Origin of the sequence: Microcoleus sp. T3_B1 (genome assembly GCF_036700445.1) — a bacterium.
GTDB lineage: Bacteria > Cyanobacteriota > Cyanobacteriia > Cyanobacteriales > Microcoleaceae > Microcoleus.
Genome location: NZ_JAUBOX010000036.1, coordinates 53,631 through 71,470, shown reverse-complemented (window position 1 = coordinate 71,470; position 17,840 = coordinate 53,631). Strand labels below are relative to the sequence as shown.

16 protein-coding genes and 3 pseudogenes are annotated in these 17,840 nt (G+C 44.2%); 5 read left to right on the top strand and 14 right to left on the bottom strand.

Going from position 1 to position 17,840, the window contains the following annotated elements; genetic code table 11:
- Positions 1 to 1,127: 1,127 nt before the first annotated feature.
- Positions 1,128 to 2,663: an NAD(P)/FAD-dependent oxidoreductase gene (locus QT990_RS19825; RefSeq protein WP_333146074.1), complete on the top strand. Its 1,536-nt coding sequence runs from the start codon at positions 1,128 to 1,130 to the stop codon at positions 2,661 to 2,663.
- Between the two features lie 117 nt (positions 2,664 to 2,780).
- On the opposite strand, the gene QT990_RS19820 is transcribed toward QT990_RS19825, so the two are convergent.
- Positions 2,781 to 3,977: a CapA family protein gene (locus QT990_RS19820; protein WP_333146076.1), complete on the bottom strand. Its 1,197-nt coding sequence runs from the start codon at positions 3,975 to 3,977 to the stop codon at positions 2,781 to 2,783.
- Between the two features lie 63 nt (positions 3,978 to 4,040).
- Here QT990_RS19820 and QT990_RS19815 point away from each other — a divergent pair, with 63 nt between their 5' ends.
- Both QT990_RS19815 and QT990_RS19810 read left to right on the top strand, forming a co-directional pair.
- A complete protein-coding gene (locus QT990_RS19815; RefSeq protein WP_333146078.1) occupies positions 4,041 to 5,018 on the top strand; it encodes a hypothetical protein in 978 nt (325 codons plus the stop codon).
- Between the two features lie 78 nt (positions 5,019 to 5,096).
- On the top strand, positions 5,097 to 5,657 hold the full coding sequence (locus tag QT990_RS19810) for a Uma2 family endonuclease (RefSeq protein WP_333146080.1): 561 nt from the start codon (positions 5,097 to 5,099) through the stop codon (positions 5,655 to 5,657).
- A 37-nt stretch (positions 5,658 to 5,694) separates the two neighbouring features.
- Here the strand turns inward: QT990_RS19810 and QT990_RS19805 are convergent, their stop codons facing one another.
- From QT990_RS19805 to QT990_RS19780, 6 genes and pseudogenes are all read right to left on the bottom strand, one after another.
- Positions 5,695 to 5,850, bottom strand: a complete 156-nt coding sequence (locus tag QT990_RS19805) for a hypothetical protein (protein WP_333465665.1) — start codon at positions 5,848 to 5,850, stop codon at positions 5,695 to 5,697.
- Between the two features lie 152 nt (positions 5,851 to 6,002).
- Positions 6,003 to 6,203, bottom strand: coding sequence for a hypothetical protein (locus QT990_RS19800; protein ID WP_333146084.1), 201 nt, complete (start codon positions 6,201 to 6,203; stop codon positions 6,003 to 6,005).
- Positions 6,204 to 6,355: 152 nt separating this feature from the next.
- Positions 6,356 to 6,751 (bottom strand): SH3 domain-containing protein, encoded by a 396-nt coding sequence (locus tag QT990_RS19795; RefSeq protein WP_333411151.1) that lies wholly within the window; start codon positions 6,749 to 6,751, stop codon positions 6,356 to 6,358.
- 81 nt (positions 6,752 to 6,832) lie between these two features.
- Positions 6,833 to 8,626, bottom strand: a complete 1,794-nt coding sequence (locus tag QT990_RS19790; RefSeq protein ID WP_333465664.1) for an N-acetylmuramoyl-L-alanine amidase — start codon at positions 8,624 to 8,626, stop codon at positions 6,833 to 6,835.
- A 169-nt stretch (positions 8,627 to 8,795) separates the two neighbouring features.
- Positions 8,796 to 9,185: pseudogene (locus QT990_RS19785) on the bottom strand (potassium channel protein); the annotation flags it as partial.
- 149 nt (positions 9,186 to 9,334) lie between these two features.
- The gene (locus QT990_RS19780; protein WP_333301048.1) at positions 9,335 to 9,526 is read right to left on the bottom strand and encodes a hypothetical protein; all 192 of its coding nucleotides are present in this window, start codon (positions 9,524 to 9,526) and stop codon (positions 9,335 to 9,337) included.
- A 46-nt stretch (positions 9,527 to 9,572) separates the two neighbouring features.
- On the opposite strand from QT990_RS19780, the pseudogene QT990_RS19775 reads away from it, so the two are divergent.
- Positions 9,573 to 10,678 (top strand): annotated as a pseudogene (locus QT990_RS19775) (ISAs1 family transposase).
- Positions 10,679 to 10,896: 218 nt separating this feature from the next.
- On the opposite strand, the gene QT990_RS19770 reads toward QT990_RS19775, so the two are convergent.
- Positions 10,897 to 11,208: a hypothetical protein gene (locus QT990_RS19770; protein WP_333411153.1), complete on the bottom strand. Its 312-nt coding sequence runs from the start codon at positions 11,206 to 11,208 to the stop codon at positions 10,897 to 10,899.
- A gap of 388 nt (positions 11,209 to 11,596) precedes the next feature.
- Here QT990_RS19770 and QT990_RS19765 point away from each other — a divergent pair.
- Positions 11,597 to 12,553: pseudogene (locus QT990_RS19765) on the top strand (IS630 family transposase).
- Positions 12,554 to 12,625: 72 nt separating this feature from the next.
- Here the strand turns inward: QT990_RS19765 and QT990_RS19760 are convergent.
- The 6 genes from QT990_RS19760 to QT990_RS19735 all read right to left on the bottom strand — a co-directional run bounded on the left by QT990_RS19760 (position 12,626) and on the right by QT990_RS19735 (position 17,244).
- The gene (locus tag QT990_RS19760) at positions 12,626 to 13,459 is read right to left on the bottom strand and encodes a HEAT repeat domain-containing protein (protein WP_333465663.1); all 834 of its coding nucleotides are present in this window, start codon (positions 13,457 to 13,459) and stop codon (positions 12,626 to 12,628) included.
- A 247-nt stretch (positions 13,460 to 13,706) separates the two neighbouring features.
- Positions 13,707 to 14,102, bottom strand: coding sequence for a phycobilisome linker polypeptide (locus QT990_RS19755; RefSeq protein WP_333309935.1), 396 nt, complete (start codon positions 14,100 to 14,102; stop codon positions 13,707 to 13,709).
- Positions 14,103 to 14,106: 4 nt separating this feature from the next.
- Entirely contained in the window at positions 14,107 to 14,976 is an 870-nt protein-coding gene (locus tag QT990_RS19750; RefSeq protein ID WP_333107416.1) for a phycobilisome linker polypeptide, read from the bottom strand.
- A 194-nt stretch (positions 14,977 to 15,170) separates the two neighbouring features.
- Positions 15,171 to 15,986, bottom strand: coding sequence for a phycobilisome linker polypeptide (locus QT990_RS19745; protein WP_333146102.1), 816 nt, complete (start codon positions 15,984 to 15,986; stop codon positions 15,171 to 15,173).
- A 148-nt stretch (positions 15,987 to 16,134) separates the two neighbouring features.
- Positions 16,135 to 16,623, bottom strand: a complete 489-nt coding sequence (gene cpcA / locus QT990_RS19740; RefSeq protein WP_006631256.1) for a phycocyanin subunit alpha — start codon at positions 16,621 to 16,623, stop codon at positions 16,135 to 16,137.
- Between the two features lie 102 nt (positions 16,624 to 16,725).
- Positions 16,726 to 17,244: a phycocyanin subunit beta gene (locus QT990_RS19735; RefSeq protein WP_333146104.1), complete on the bottom strand. Its 519-nt coding sequence runs from the start codon at positions 17,242 to 17,244 to the stop codon at positions 16,726 to 16,728.
- Positions 17,245 to 17,840: the final 596 nt, after the last annotated feature.

The following is a 17,840-nucleotide window of genomic DNA, read 5'->3' as shown; positions in this document are numbered from 1 at the left end:
TCTTCCTTCAAAGGGGAGTTCAAAGTCGGATGGGGGGCTTGGGGCAAGCTCAGCTTTTCTATACACGCTCGCAGGTGGTGATGCACGGGTTTTGACTGATTATACCTGTTTTTCTTGCACCCTTACTACTTTGTTGGTCGGAAAACCCATACACTGTTTACTTTTCTCACTGATTCAGCAAGCCCTAATTTAGACTATCGATTAGACTTGCCTGGAGTCAAGGTAGAAACTTGTACTCAAATTGAGGGAAAAATTTACTTTCGACGCTCCTGTTTTAGCGTCAAAAATAGTTGGTACTCACTGTGAGAATTATACAGAAGAAATTCATCCGAATCTTGCGGAGTTCTGGGCGATCGCGCGATCGGATATAACGATTGCCCGGTTAATTGTAGGGAAACGGCACTGCGGTGTCCTACTTGCGGGTAATATCAAATCTGTTAGCATCGGAATTATTCCTATCTCTCTTCTCGACTTCTGCGTAAATGGGCGTCAATACCTTGTCCGGGGCGGTTAATACATTCTCTTTTTTTAACCGCAGATGATGGCAGATAAACACAGATTAACGCAGATGAATCCAATCGCGTCCGGTTGCACCATCCGTGATTATTGACTTTGACTGGATTTTACTATTCCGATGCTAGACGAGCGGCAATTACTATGAGAATATCATATTATACAATGGTTAGTAAAAACCGCGGGCGAGCTGCTACTTATGCTAAAGTTGTTGCGACTAGAGAACTGGGAATTCTGGTGGTGATGGTGTAGCGCCCGCAGATTCCTGATGTTGAGCAGGTTGCTGATGTGGAAGGGGCGATCGCTTGGTTAATTAAGCAGTTATTAGTTATTAGTTATTAGTTACATCCTTGGGGCGATCGGAATGTGCCAGCTTGCCTCAACTGAGCCTGTAGCAGCCAGACTGCAAGAATTCCTCTCCCCGAAGCGTCTATAACCAACTAAGCTACTATCAGCAGGTGGGGTTAAGGTCGCGGATCTGAGGGGGTGACAACGCTTCTGTCTTTGTGAGAGCGATCGATTTAAACTCTTATCAGTGCAAGGCTGTCCGGTTTTTTGTCACTCCGTCACGAGAATTACTCTAATAACCCTACCCAATCAGGAGACTCAAATATATGCAATACAAAAACGGTATGCCAATTGCCATTATTGGCGCGGGAATATCAGGCATTACGACAGCCAACATTCTAAAGAAAAATGGTTTCCAAGCAGTTGTTTTCGAGAAAGCCGAAAAGATGGGCGGAGTATGGGCAGTTGCATACCCAAACGTACACCTGCAAAATATCAGGGAACAGTATCATTTATCAGATTTTCCCTGGCCATTCAGCCCTGATTTACATCCCACCGGAGAACAAATCCTGAATTATTGGGTGCAAGCGGTCAACCATCTAAAGCTTGATGTGCGGTTAAATCACGAAGTTATCGAACTAAAAGAAACAGAAGATGGCTGGCTATTAAGATATAAAAACCAGGAGGGCGTTCACGAAGAATTATTTGGATACGTCGTTATCTCAGTTGGGCAATATACAGAAGGAAAGTATCAACCTGAATTTCCAGGTATCGAAGATTTCGGCGGGAAAATCATCACTGAACGGGATGTCCACACGCTTGATATATTTGATAATCAACGAGTTGTAATCGTTGGCTTCGGAAAAAGCGCCTTAGACATGGCGACTTTCGCAGCAAAACAAGGCGCACAAGTAAATCATGTATTTCGTACACCGCGCTGGCTTATCCCCGAATGGATTTTGGGCGTACATTTTACCTACGCATTATTCAGCCGCTTTGGAACAGTGATGATGACAAGTTGGGCGCATCCAACCGCCATTGAACGTTTCCTGCACAATCGCCTTGGCTTCATTGTTTCAGCTTTTTGGGATTTGATTGCATCCATCTTCCGCTTTCAAGTTCAGCGAAATGTTTCTGGAAAAGGTCAAGAGGCCCAGCGCCGCATCAAAGCTGTACAACCAGACCACAAACTATTGCCTGATTTACGTTCAGCCACAGCGGTTGCGCCTGAAAATTACTATCCGTTTATTGCAGAAGGAAAAATCTCGCCCCACCGTGCAGAATTATCGGGTTTTTCGCCAGAAGCAGTAAAGTTGAAAAATGGTTGCGAGATTCCATGCGATTTAGTCGTTCTATCTTTGGGTTCGCAAACGCCGATTTTTCCATTTTTGCCTGATAAATATCGAAAAATGTTGGAAACCGAACCCGATGGCGTGCAGTTATATCGCCACTTGCTTCATCCTCGCATTCCGGGCATTGCCTTTGCTGGGTTCAATCATGGATATATGCACGTGCCAGCAGTCGAGATCGCCACACAATGGCTGTGTGCTTACTTGCGTGGTGAACTTGAGTTACCTTCCAGCGAAAATATGGAAAAAAGTATTGAATATATCCGCCAGTGGAAACGCGCAAATATTCAATTTGAACCTTCGCGATCCTGTGCGACCAACACTCGCTTCCAACAATATATTGACATCATGCTTAAAGATCTGGGTGTTTCTCCTTATCGAAAATTGCCTAACATTTTCGCTGAGATATTCGGCAGATATCAACCATCAGATTATCTTGGAGTATGGGAAGAATATAATCACAAAAAGAAAAGTCGCTCTACTCCACTACACCCTCTTGCGTTGGATACATGATTGCTTTCCTAGCTTAAGCTGTTACCTTAGCAATGGGCACTGCCTGGGAATACAAATCGCTCGGCTAGGCCTCCAATTCCAATCACCAATGCCCAATTGCCAATTCTCAATCCCAAATTATTTGGATTTTTTCGGACTATTCAAAGAGTTAAGATGATTGTTCATATCCTGCAAATATTTTGATAAAACAGGATACTGTGAAGTTGCTAGTAGTGCATCGTTTTTCTGGCTGACAGTTGTTTCTAAGGGCAAAACTCGATAGTTCGTTTTATTGTTCAAAGTATAGCGGTGTACCCAAGTCGGAAAGGTTTTGATGCTGGTAATTTCTGTGGTTTTTTCTGGCAATGTTTTGCGAAGATTTACTTGGAAAATCACGCCTAAGTCTGTATATTTTTTATTCTGACCGGAAATGAAGTTTCCCATTGAATAAATTGCTACAGCTTTGCGGGTTTTCCCATTTTTGCCGGGGAAGTTAAAAATTTTGTAAGGTTGGACGACGTGGGGATGGCTGCCGAGAATGATGTCTGCACCGGCTTTTAATAGGTTTTCCACTAATTGTTTTTGTTGGGTGTTTGGCTGTCGCTGATATTCGTCGCCAAAATGCAGGGAAATTGCGATAATATCTGCTCCTTGTTTGCGGGCTTTGGCAATGTCTTTGACTATCTTTTTTTCGTCGATTAGGGAAACTAAGTAATCTTTGCCTTTGGGTATGGGAATGCCGTTTGTGCCGTAGGTGTAGGCTAGCTTGGCTAATGAAATGTTGTTTTTGGTGCTGATTAAAGTGCGATCGGCTGCGGCGGCTGATGTGGCTGTTCCTGTTGAGGCAATTTTGCGATCGCTCAGATTGGCGATCGTCCTAATTACCCCTTTTTCTCCACGGTCTAAAGCATGATTGTTCGCAGTTGTCAAGATATTAAATCCAGCTTTTTTAGCCGCATCCGCTAATTGAGCCGGTGCGTTAAATAGCGGATATCCCGTATATCCGCCCGCATCTTCGCCCGCTAAAGGTGTTTCGAGATTTCCGATCACCCAATCGCCTGTTGACAGGATACTTTTAACTGGTGCGAAGAAAGTGTCAAAATTGTATGTTTTATTTTTTGCGTCGTAGCCCGATCGCGTTTGGGTACTGTGCATCATGATGTCGCCGACAGCAATTAGTTTTGCTTCTTTGATTTCAGACTTTGGTTTGGCGGGAACAGGGGCTGCAATTGGCGATCGACTTTCTGTAGGCTGTGTGTTGGTTTGTGGCGTTTGGATATTGCAGCCTGCGATCGAAAGCATGGCAATTAGCGAGAGCAACCGACGAAAATCCATGATTTTTGAGAGTTATTTGTCGGCTTATATGGTATCATAACTAATTTAGTTACGAATCAAAAAATGAAAAAAAACTATCTAATTATTGCCTTTATTGTTTTTGTATCAATTACAGCTTTTGGTGTTTTGACTTACGCTCAAACTTCCGGCGATAGACCTTTTGAATTTGCCTTGATTGGCGATTTGCCCTACAGTGCCGAACAGGAAGCACAATTTCCGAGTTTGATTGCAGATATCAATCGATCGCCCGCAGCGTTTGTCGTCCACGACGGCGACATTAAAAACGGTTCTAGTGTCTGCGATGATGCAACTTTTGTCAGCCGCAAGCAGTTATTTGACAATTTTGAGATGCCGTTTATTCTTGCCTATGGTGACAATGAATGGACGGATTGCCACCGTTCAAAAAACGGCAGTTACGATCCAGTAGAAAGACTGGCTAAACTGCGAGAAATATTTAGCAACGGTAATCAAAGTTTGGGAAAGCGCACCTTAACTCTCACCCGTCAAAGCGAAAACCCGCAGTTTGCTAAATTCCGCGAAAATGTTCGCTGGATTTATCATGGAGTTGTGTTTTTCGCGATTAATATGCCGGGAAGCAACAACAATTTTGGCCGCACTCCCGAAGCAGATGCAGAATATGCCGATCGCAATTGGGCTAACTTAGCCTGGATCAAAGAATGTTTTGTTTTAGCCAAACGCAGCAACAGCAAAGGAATTGTGTTAGTTGCACAGGCAAATCCGGGATTTGAACTCGATCCGACCGACAAAAGAAGAAGCGGCTACAACGATTTTATCGCAACTCTGGAAACAGAAACAGGCAATTTCCCAGGGCAGGTTGTATTCGTCCACGGCGATACTCACTATTTCCGCATCGATAAACCTTTACCCTATTTTACCGATGAGACTCAACTACCGAGAATGAAAAATTTTACTAGGGTTGAAACTTTTGGTTCTCCAAACGTGCATTGGTTGCGGGCGTTTTATGACCCTACAAATCCTAATTTGTTTGAATTTAAACAGCAGATTGTTCCGCCAAATTAGGCGAGGTAACACAAAATTTATGCAAAAGAAATATTTTTGGGATTACACTTAAGATAGGTAGAATTGAGGAATTTATTTATGACGATCGCAACTGAGCGCCTTACTCTTGAACAATTTCTGAAACTGCCAGAAACTAAACCGGCTAGCGAATACATTGAGGGCGAGATTATCCAAAAACCTATGCCGAAAACAAAGCACAGTCTATTGCAATTAAGAACCTGCAACGAAATTAATCAGGTGACGCAAACTCCCAAGATAGCTTATGCCTTTCCAGAGTTGCGGTGTACGTTTGGCGGTCGATCGATTGTTCCAGATATTGCGGTACTATTGTGGGAACAAATTGAATTTGATGAGAGCGGTGAACCGTTGGATGATGTGCTAATTGCACCGTATTGGGCGATAGAAATTCTCTCGCCACAACAAAGCTCAAATCGCGTAACTAAAAAAATCATTCACTGTCTGCAACATAATTGTCAGTTGGGGTGGCTAATCGATCCAGACGATCGATCGATTTTAGCGTTTTTACCCAACCAACAACCGCAATTCTGCGAAGGTAGCGATGTCGTTCCTGTTCCCGAAATGATTCCCTTGAATATCACCGCTGAACAGGTGTTTAGCTGGTTGAGAATGCAAGAATGAATCAGGGCGATCGTCTTTTTTTACATCACATCCGGTTTTAAATCTCCTTTTCTTTAAAGTCTCGCGTGGCGCGGAGGCAAGGCAAGTGTAGTTGCGGTTGAAACCGCCGATCGTAGGGGCGGGTTTCACCGACAATAATTGTCAATAATCGACAATCTAGTAAACCCGCCCCCACCCAACGGTAAATCCCCATCTATGTTTTTCTACTGCGATCGAAATCAAGGTTCATGTAGGTTATTGGTGGTGTGGGGGCGGGTTTATATACATTGTTTGTACTCGTTATATATTGTCTGTAAAACCCGCCCCTACATATATTGTCTGTAAAACCCGCCCCTAGGAAATTCCCTATTTCCGCCACCTGTCAAATTGGTCTTCGGAACAGCCATTAATACATTGATTGCTGACTTTAAAGTCTCGCGTGGCGCGGAGGCAAGGCAAGTGTAGTTGCGGTTGAAACCGCCGATCGTAGGGGCGGGTTTCACCGACAATAATTGTCAATAATCGACAATCTAGTAAACCCGCCCCCACCCAACGGTAAATCCCCATCTATGTTTTTCTACTGCGATCGAAATCAAGGTTCATGTAGGTTATTGGTGGTGTGGGGGCGGGTTTATATACATTGTTTGTACTCGTTATATATTGTCTGTAAAACCCGCCCCTACATATATTGTCTGTAAAACCCGCCCCTAGGAAATTTCCTATTGCCGCCACCTCTCAAATTGGTCTTCGGAACAGCCATTAATAAATTGATTGCTCACCCAACCGTCAAGGATTGTCAAAGTTTCATTAGGAGGATTTCCCGAAAATCTGGCCGCAATTTTTACCCAATTACCTTGTCTGCTGACAGCCCTAACTCCGTCTCCTCTTTTCAATTTAGCTACAACCGGGTACTGATTGCCTGGGCCTTTGCGAAGGTTAACAGCGCCACCTTCACCTGTAATAAACGAGCATTGAGTTTGCTTTTTTAAAGCTTCTGCTTTTTCTGGAGCAAGACTTTGCTGCTTGCCGAAAACAGGGAAGCTGTAAAGTGAGAAGCTAAAACTTGCAACTGCGGCTGCAATGAAAAAGGCTTTTGATTGAGTAAAACTTAGCATTATTTCATCTCCTTGGATTGGCAGGACTGAAGTCCTGACTATGAACTTTTTGAGAAGGACTGAAATCCTTACTACTAACTGTTATTTGACAGAGGCAAACCATTCGGTAACACCTTGGGCGATCGCCTCGGCTAACTTCTTCTGTTCTGTCGGATTCACAATCCATTCAAACTCTTCGGGATTGATCATAAATCCCAATTCCATTAAAACAGATGGAGTAACGGCAGGACGAGTCATGGCTAAGTTGTTCCAGAATACACCATAACTCGGACGGTTCAAATTGGCAACTAAATAATTGTGCAAAAACATTGCCAAACTGTGCGCTTGCGGGTGAAACCAGAAAGCGCCGACGCCTTTAGTATTAATGGCGTCGCCGTTATCCGGCAAAGCATTGTAGTGAATTGAAATTGCGATCGCAGGTTCTTCTTTTTGAATCATTTCCACCCTTGGCGGCAAATCCAAATCGACATCTTCTACCCGCGTCATTAGCACATTCGCGCCCCGATTTACCAATTCCTCTTGCACCAATTTCGACACCGTTAAAGCTACTGTTTTTTCCCTAATTCCCACTGGGCTCACAGCACCTCCATCTTCCGGCCCGCCGTGTCCCGCATCGATGAGAATCTTAATTCCCGACAGCGGCTTTGCTTGCGACACAGGTGTCATGCTTGTATTCGCGGGCGGGTTTTTTAAAGACAGCACTAAAGTTGTGCCCTCGTATCTCAATTTATAGCCCCACTGCTGGGCAGATTTGAGATTAAAAGTGTATTGTACTTGCAGTGGCGCGATTTGTTGCCATTCTAAACGTGAAATTACTGGGTCATCCGAGAGGCGAATAATGTCAGTTTGAGCGGTAGTATTGTACAGGGTTAAAGTGAAAGTGCGTTCTCCTTCCTGCACGGTGACTGGGACGGGTGTTTCTAAGGGAAATAACACCTCTGTCCAGCCGGAAACTTGACGCGAGCTGGCGCTGCGAATAATCGATCGCGGAGGCACTGTATCCTTGACAATTCGCACTTCCGATGCTTTAATCCAAGCACCGTAATCGAGTCTGAGCCATTCTCCTTCGCGCCCGATAATTGTTGCTCGCGTTCCCTTCGGCAGCGGTGTCATCCGAGAAAAATCTGTACTCGCCCCGGTTCGGGCAACACCCGGATCGGCCGTTACTTCTGCTATTTCTAAATCCGCCGGAGACAGAATAGAAATCTTGCCAGTACCTTGTTGGCTGATAGTTTGACCGTTCATTGTTAGCTCAAAGGATGGCACGCCTAAATCAACTGTTTCTTCCTTAGATGAGAGGGCGTTCTCAGGGGTTTTACCGCAGCCTTGATACTGTTGGCTGCCGCCTTTTTTGATCGGGGAATTTGCGTCTAAAAGTACAGATGCGTTGTCGGGTAGTTCCACTTGCGATCGCGCTTTTAAAGGAATAGTAACGCCCGCCAATTTTACTGAAACTTGAGCATTGGCAGGTGCGATCGCCCCAAAGCAAATATATTCTCCCGGCAAACTCGCCACATCGACTTTTGGCGTCAGAGAATCTTTAGCAAAAGCCAATCCTACAGGGGCTACCGGCTGATTCGACTCGCGCGTCACCTTAATTTTGACTTCCTGATTTTCGTAACGCAATGTAAAGAGATTTTCGCCGAGTTGCAGCGGAAAAGTCGGGGCGAAATGGCCGACTGCGGTGCGCGAAATTTGGTTGCCATTTACCAAAACCTCACCCGTTGCCGGCGCTGTGCCGATGAAAAAGATGCGATCGGCTGTAGTTTTGTGGTTAGCGGGAGGATAAGCGACGAACAAAGGTTGAACCGCGACAGCTACAGAGGCGATCGCCATTATCAAGCCAAACACACATAATCCTAAAAATTTTATCATTCTAAATTGCAACTAATTGAGACTCTGTTGATTATTTATACTAGAACTTGCCCTAAGAAACCGGATTTCAGAGGATTAGTCGTAAGTCTTATTTACTAGACAGAACCCATTTTATCAGGTTTGTAGTTGCAATTGAGTGATCGGCAATATAAATTCCTGCGTAAAACCATTAAGTTTTAATTAGTTCAGAGGTCGTTCTCCACAGTTGATCCAACCGATTCGCCGGCATCGTCAGATACAAAACATCCCCCGTACTCAGACAACAATTCAGTAAATCCCAGCCGTGAATAGTTTGACCCTTAGTTTCCGCATAAAGAGGCACAAAATCAGCAGACATAGCAGCATCTTGAATACGGTGGCCACAGAAAGGATGGTTGGGCGTAATCAAGGTAGCCAAGCAAACCCATAGACTGTCAGCAGTCATTCCGTTCCCTAAAATTCTGCCTCCAATCGCCGCCGCCGCGAAAGCAGGATCTGCCAATTCCGTCGGGTTCAAAACTCCTTCAAACTCAAAAACTTGCTGCACCATTAAAGCAAAGTGGGGGTATTGATTGCCAGGGTAAACGCATCTTAACTTTAACCCCAAAGATGCTACAGTTATATCCGACTAATTTTCTAGGTAGTTTCTTGTAGTTTAGTGGTGCTATCAATGGCAAGAGGTTTTAGTAAAGCTGTAACTTCGCAACAAAAACCAAAAGATTCATTGCCTTAAAAGAATCTTTTAAATACCAGTTTTTTAGAGCCTTTTGCTGGGAGCATCTCATATTTGTAAAAATACTTCTTCTGGCTCATTCCTCCTTCTGGCTCCTTCCTTCTTCTTCTTTCCTTCTGCCTCTTTCCTTCTGCCTCTTTCCTTCTGCCTCTTTCCTTCTGCCTCCTGCCTCCTGCCTCCTGCCTCAAAACTCCAATTTCTAGCGGAGGGCTGCAAAGGTGAGATGCTCCCCTTTTGCTTTCCGTGAAAGACCCAAGAATAGAAAGAAGTAAAGAACACTTACTTAAAGATATTAGATCAATTGCGATTCTAGCTGTCCTCAGCGGTGCCGACGGATGGGTGGCAATAGAAGACTATGGTAATGCCAAATATGAATGGTTAAAAAGCTTTCTAGAATTACCGAATGGTATACCATCTCCTGACACATTTAGTCGGGTATTTGCCCGAATTGAACCGCAGCAGTTTCAAGAATGTTTTTTGAGTTGGGTAAATGCGATATTCGGGGAATTATAACTAAACGTGATTGCCATTTATGGCAAAACGATGAAACAATCTTATGACCGAAATAACCAGCAAAAAGCGCTACATATAGTCACTGCGTGGTGTTCATATCATCAATTATTTTTAGCAAAAAAAGTCGATAAAAAATCTACCGAGCTGACAGCAATTCCGGCATTAATAGAAATGTTAGAAATTGCCGGAAGCGTAATAACCATAGATGCTCGCTTGATGTCAAAAAGACATAACATCTCTGATTATCAAGAAAAAAGGAGATTATGTTTTAGCTTTAAAAGGGAATCAAAAACTCCTCTACCAAGCTGTGAAAGAGTGGTTTGAAGTACCTAAGAAATAAGATTATTTAGGCAGAGACTACAATCCGGCATGAGCAAGTAGAATCGGGACATCATGGAGTGGAAAAAAGACAAGTGTGGACTGTTGATGTATCCGAGTTACCACCTCTGCACAATCAAGAATTATGGACGGGATTAAAAACAGTTGTCATGATAGTTAGTGAACGACGGCTGTGGAATAAAACCACGACAGAAGCTCGTTTTTACGCTTAGTAGTTTAAGCAGTCATGCTGAAAAAATTGCTGGGGCGATCCGCAGTCATTTGGGCATTGAAAATAGCTTACATTGGACACTCGATGTTACATTTTGTGAAGATGAAAGCCGGATTCGGAAACAGAACTCTCCCGAAAATCTTGCACTTCAATCGGAGGCTAGCAATAAATTTACTGAAACAAGAGAAAACTTCCGGCACAAAGTCTAAAAATGAAACGGTATCGAGCGGCAATGGACAATAATTATTTAGTTCAAACTTTAAACTCTGCCAGTTAATACTCGCAATCTAACACCTATCTAAGAAGGAAAATTATCCGGCTTTAAGAACTTCAGAAAATCTTAAGGTTCTGATTTAATGTGATCAAGTCGGGTGAAAATTAAGAATTTTAAGAAGGTTTTTTTAGTGATTTAGTAATGCAAAAATTCACTTTTTTGTCAAATTAATTTAGATGCGTTTACCCGGTAGCTAAATAAGTAACCAGCTCATCTAAATTCTAATATTGTTTATTCTTTAACCACTCGATTACTTCAGTATTTTGTCGAGCTGTTAAATACCCTTTTGACCCTTTATGTCCTAGGTTTATTCCGGCGATGCCTTGGGTTTTAAATTGTTTTTTCCAATAACCACTAAAAAATTTACTTACACGCCATATCTTGCTGATTTCATGGTAGATATTACCTGAGAGCGCCATCGGATCAGCTATTGCTCGTTTTAGTTCTCTGGCATCGATATCGCTTTTAATGAAAGATTCTAATTGGGCTATTTCTTTTTCCATATCTTTTTGTGGCAGTTGTAAGTTATTCATTTTTTTATGGTCACAATCAAGTATTGCATATAATTGTCTCATAGTCTTGATAATGATTTAGGATTGCTATAGCGGTTCTCAAGCGTGGTGAGGTATGCCCTATGCCCACGGAGGCCTATGCCCACGGAGGCCTATGCCCTATGCCCATGAGTACCTCATATGAGAGCTCGAAAGGCTATATAGCATTTCGAGCTCTCATATGAGATATCATGTTACTGACACTCACTTGTGGGGGTCAAACAGAGAAGATAAGATCAAATGAACTATAATTACATGGTTCAGTACAGCCACGCGAAAGCGATACCACACATAATAGCATTTTGTTGACAGCACGATCTGCTTGACTCACAACACGTTTACTGATACCAAACTTCATACATTGTTAAAAATGAAAGCTTATTCGATTGATTTTAGGCAAAAAATCCTTGATACTTATCATGCTGAACCCATTTCACAAAAAGCAATAGCTAAGCGTTTTTCGCTCTGCCCTGAGTTTTGTACAAAAATTGCTTAAACAATATCGTGAAACAAAAAATATTACCCCGAGAACTGACCGATGTGGAGTCAAAGGAAAACTGAATGCGGATCGCCTACTCATCTTGGCGGAATTGATTGAAGGAAATAATGATGCAACTCTTGAAGAACTCCGTTATTTACTTTATGGGAAAATTGGATTTTCCGTTAGTAGAGCAACAATAGGAAGAATGATAAAACTCTTAAACATTACTGTTAAAAAAAACTCTCTTCCCTTCAGGCAAAGGCACTGAGCGAGTTCAAATCCTGCGATGTGAGTTCGGGAAAACAATTAAAAATATTAGTTTGAAAGACTTAATATTCATTGACGAATCGGGAGTTAATTTGGCAATGGTGAGGTTATATGCTAGGTCTTTAAAAGGTGAAAGGGCCAAGGGGCCAAAACCAACTAAACGTGGCAAAAATGTCTCAATAATTGGAGCAATGTCAGTCAATGAAATTTTGACATCGGTTAATCTAATAGGCGGAACTGATGCAATTACATTTGAAGCTTTTATTATCAGAAAACTTGTGCCAAAACTATGGAAAGGTGCTTGTGTAGTGATGGATAACTGTCCCATTCACCAGGGAGAAGAAGTGAAAAAAGCGATCGAAGAAACCGGGGCAAAATTAATATACTTATCACCTTATTCACCAGATTTTTCACCGATTGAAAATCTGTGGTCAAAACTTAAAATCATTCTCCGTTCTATCAAGACTACTAATTATCAAGAATTAGGAAAAGCACTCTTAGTTTGCGTTCGGACAAGTTACATCGTCAAATATTTTTAACTGGTTTACACACTGCTGTTATTGTACCTCATCTTTTTGAGAAAGGCTATATATACGGCAGACCATTGATGATCGCTACAGCAATCCTATTTCAGTTGTAAACTAATTTTTTTCACAGTAAACTATCCATTAAATCCATAACGCGGATAGCATCATCTGACAAAGATAGAGATTCTTGTTGATTGAGGTGATGCTCCAAAACTCCTTTGAGCGCAATCAATTTCAGGCTATTTTCTGCTAAAGTCTCAGAAATAGCTTGTGCTCCCGGCAAATAGCCGATCGCCCCCAAGTCCATCAAAGCCGATCGCCTCAACTGCAAATTATCCCCATTCAAAGCACTTACCAACCGCTCTCCATAAACCCGCTCACCAGTTAGCTGATACATCGCCCGCGCCGCAGCGTACTGCACCCGCTCCACAGAATGTTCTAAAAAAGGTGAAATTAGCGGTATTGCTTCTGTCGCTTGCAGGGTTCCCAAAGCTTCAATTACCGAGTCGTAAGGTTGCACGAGGTGCGATTTTCCTGGCACTCGCACAGCCACAGCTACGCCCCCATCCAATAGCTTCATTAGCGGCTCAATAGAATCGCGATAGCCCAGCATTTCTAGAGCTTGAGCGGCCGCTTCCCGCACGTAATAATCAGCGCATTCCAAACAACGAATCAGGGCCGGTAAGGCTTGTTTGTCGCCCAATTTACCCAGAGCCCGCGCCGCATTTCGTAATAGGGAATAGTCGCCAATTTTTGTTTGTTCTGACTCTTCTTCCAATGCGGCAATTAAAGCTGCAATAGCTGCAGGTTCCTTGACTCTAAATCTGCCCACCCACCAAGCAGCATAATACCGGAGACTGTAATCTTGGGAGTGCAAATTTGCGATCGCCTGTTCAACTGTTAAAGACTCGCCCTCAGCTACACCCGCCGGCGGTGAGTCGGATTCGTAATAATCCATAGTGATTAGTGATTAGTTATTAGTTATTAGTTATTCGGCGATTGAAATCGCTGCTACACAGACAAAACCTGCAAGGCAAGGGTTAGGGAAACTGGCCGATTAAAATCGCTACTAAACAGACAAAACCCGCTTGCGCGGGTTGCATTAACTCTTAGTCCGCTTGGAGTGGACTTTGTTTGTCTAGGAGCGATTTTCATCGCCCCTTCTAGCTTGTGTCGGAGCGATTTTCATCGCCCCTTCAACCAAACTATTGGTGATCGTGCGATGATTCATGAGATGACTCATGGGATGATTCTGCACCCGCGTTTAAAGGATGAATGCTGACAATTTTCCCGCCCATGCGAGTAATCCGCTGCATTTCTTGATTCATCCGATTGTAAGGCACGTTGATAAATGTACTCGCGCTCGATCGAATCGAATAATCCACATTATCTGTTTCATCGCTTTGGCGCAAGCCGACAACTTCATACCGAAAGCAGCGACCAGCCGAAGCTGTATTGCCACTTTTTCCACCTACAATTTGACCCAACATAAGCTTCTTGGTAATTGGTAATTCTGACTGTTGACTGTTGACTGTTGACTGTTGACTGTTGACTGTTGACTGTTGACTAAAAGCTAGTAACTGCCAACTGCCAACTGCCAACTGACTAAATGGGAGTAATGCTGGCGATTTTCGCGCCCATGCGTTGAAATTTCTGCATTTGCGAGGACAACTCCTCAACAGGTACGATGAAAGCCTTGCTGCTGCGGCGCACGCTGGGATAGCCGCCCGTGCGAATGCCCGAAACTTCCACGCGCACCAGCCGTCCTTCTTTGCCGTAAGCCGCAGCGCCGCCGAAAGTGCTGCTGGGAGTTACGTTTCTGGCAGAAGGCCGATATGCCCAACCTTCGTTACCGCCAGAAGGCCCAACTACAGCCGTAGCGGTGTTAGTGCCGAGTTCGACAGCTAAGCGAGAGTTATTGCCTTCTAGTTGAGATGTATCGCTGTTTGCATAGCCGCGATACAACCGGAACATCCGGGTAAAACCGACGGTTTTTTGACCGCGCTGGGTGTTAAAGCCGCGGTAGTAAGGGACGATACTTTCGCCAAAGTTTTCTTGATACTCTACTGAATCGATGTAAGAATCAATATCAGCGTCGTAGCCTTGTGTTTGGTACAAATCTAAGTGCTCAACTACTTCAGATTCGTCGTAGGGAGCGCGACCGAGCAAGTGTTTGTAGTTTAGTTCGATCGTCCGAGTTTGGAAGCTGTTGTAGAAAAACTTGGTTTTGTACAGTTCTGACTTAGCTACAGCGCGTACAAATTCTCGTACCGTCAAACTGCCGTCCCGCAGCAAAGACTCGGAACTTGTAAGTCGTTCGGATTTCATTAAATAGTCGTTGCCCAGTACCTGACGGTAAACCGCACGAATCACAGTTTCAACGTCGTCTTTGCTATAGTTCGGGCGCAGTTCTACCTTCGGCGCATCGCTCAATGCGGATGTTCCTAGTCTGGACGCTGCTGTTGTAATCGCCACCAGATTTTCTCCTAAATTATTAATGACAAAAGTTTAATGCTTGGTTGCACTTGAAATTTTTAGGACTAAGGATAATATGCCTCAAAGTAGGGTGTACACTGCACACCTTACATATCCACATAAAATTGAAGAATTTTTTAGCCTTAGTCCTAATTTGCTAAAGACGTTTCAAAAAAAACGTCTATACACAAACTTTAAGCTGTGGTAATACTTACCACTTTGCCGCCACGTTTGTTGATTTGCTGCAAGCGGCTCGAAAGTTGCTCGTAAGGCACGAGATATTCCGTCGTAGTCCGGCGCACTTGAGGGGAAAACTTAGCCGAACCTTGCATTGCGGTGACTCGGTAGAGTTGGTCGCGAGAACCGCCGGAGATGCCGCCAAGGGCTTTTCCGGTGGAGGCCGTGTATATCGGCGAAGCCATATTTCTCGCTACTTCCCAAGTCAGGCGGGCTTGGGTTTGGTTTTGCGAGCGATCGCTAGAAGCAAAACCCCGGTACAGTTGAAACATCCGGTTAAAACCGACGGTTTTTTGACCTCTTTGAGTCGCGAAACCGCGATAGTAAGGCACTATACTTTCGCCAAAATTTTCTTCATACTCAACTGAGTCAATGTAAGAATTGATTTCAGCTTCGTAGCCTTCTGCATTGTACAAATCAACGTGGAAAGCAATTTCCGACTCGTCGTAAGGAGCGCGGCCCAACAAATGCTTGTAATTAAGCTCAATTAACCGCGTTTGCGAGTTCGGATAAAAAAACTTTTTCCGATAAGTTTCGGAATGTGCAATTGACCGCACAAAATCTTTCACTGAAATCTGCCCTTGCATCAGCAGAGATTCAGCACTGGTAAGTCGTTCGCTCGACATTAAATACTCGTTGCCGAAAACTTGGCTGTAAGCAGCGCGAATTACTGATTTCGCATCGTCTTGCGTCCAGTGTGGGCGCAGTTCTACCCGTCCCGCTTCTTCAAATGCTTTTATTCCCAACCGTTCTGCTGCACCTAATCCCGCCATCTTTGCTTCTCCCTTTTTTGCTTTAAAAACTGAAAACTGCTTAAAAAAGTATTTGCAAAACTAGGCTTAGATCGCAGATGCCCGGAATTCTAAACAACCGCTAACACTTAAGCTAACAGCAGCTTACAATTCCGGGCATCACGCAAATCTAGCTCAGAGCGTTGATTGCGTAGTCGATGTAGGAATTCGCTTCAGTTGCAGCGTCGCCACTCAGACCGTGGTTGCCTTTGATGTACTTGAGAGCTTCAACGTACCAGCTAGGAGACAATTCAAATGTCCGGTTGATTTCGTCAACACCTGCAATCAGGTACTCGTCCATCGGACCGGTGCCGCCTGCAACTAAGCAGTAGGTTACCATGCGGAGGTAGTAGCCGATGTCGCGAGAGCACTTGGCTTTACCGGTTGGGGTAGAAGCGTAGTTAGGGCCTTGCATTTGTTGTGTGTACGGGAATTTGTTGTACACAGCTTGAGCTGCACCGTCGATCAAGCGCTGAGAGTTGGCGGTCAAAGCCTTGGCTGCTTCCAAACCGGCTGCTGCTTGGCGGAAACGTCCGAAGGCGACTTGCAGTTCAGTGCTGCTCAGGAAACGGCCTTGAGAATCGGCTGCGGTTACTGCTTCAGTCAAAGGGGTTTTCATTGTTCTGGTTTCTCCCTAATGTTGTGTTGTTTTTGTACAAAAATGATTGTTTGCAAAAATGCGATGCTCGCTTCTTTACAAGAAAGGTTCGCTTGGCTATTTTTAGCCGACTGCACTGGCTGCGCGGTCGAAGTAGCTGCCGATTTCAGACATCAGCGAGCTGCAATCACCACGGGTAACGCCGTTGGGGTCGTTAGCGATCGCGATCGCTGCTTCTTTCATTTTTTGCACGCCGGCTGCAACTGAGCCACCGGGAACTCCCAGAGCTTGGTATGTTTCACGCAGACCGTTCAAGCAGCGGTCGTCCAAAACGCTGGCGTCGCCTGCAAATGTTGCATAGGTGACGTAGCGCAAAATGATTTCCATATCGCGCAAGCAAGCTGCCATGCGGCGGTTGGTGTACGCATTGCCACCAGGAGCGATCAGTTGAGGCTGTTCGGCGAACAGGGTGCGAGCTGCATTGGCTACGATGCTGGATGCGTTGCCGGTGATGCGGTTTACTGCATCAATCCGCTTGTTAGCGTCGGAAACCATGCTGCTGAGAGCATCTAGTTGACCCGGAGCTAGAAATTCGCCGCGAGCGTCTGATTGGGAAACCACTTTTGTAAATGCGTCAAACATGAAAGAACTCTCCTATTTGAGTTAATTGAGTTTGGTTGCGGTATAAAACCGTTAAGTTAAATTTGTTCAGGCTACGAGTGCCTGCAAGGGTTGAAATTTGATGCCAGCTAATCTGCTGGTCCCATCGATCTCTCCCTTTCCGCTACCTGCACTATTGTTACATTGCAACGGAGGTTTAAGAAACCTTAGAAAATTTTACACCTTTTATGAGATGCGACAAACCTTGTCAATCAGGGTTTTTGTTAACTTTGGCCTGTCGTTTCAACCCTCTGATAATCTTTATACAATGCTCGCCTGCGTTTGTTTATTACAAATTATTACAGAAACTTATCTCTCTAAGAAGGTAAATATTTGGGGTGCAATTGCGGGCAAATCTCCTTCCGAGGGTAGATGCGCGAGGGCATCCGTAAACGAAGAGTTTGCTTCGATCGCCCTGCTGTGGGGGTAGAACCCCCCCAAACCGTCCCGTGGGCAGATCGCCTTTGTTAGCTTTCTGTGGAAAAGCGGGATTGTTAAGAAGTGTTAAGTAAATTAAAGTTTTGGTAATAGAAGGCTGGGGGAATAGGGAAAAAAGCAAAAATTCTGCCCAATGTCAG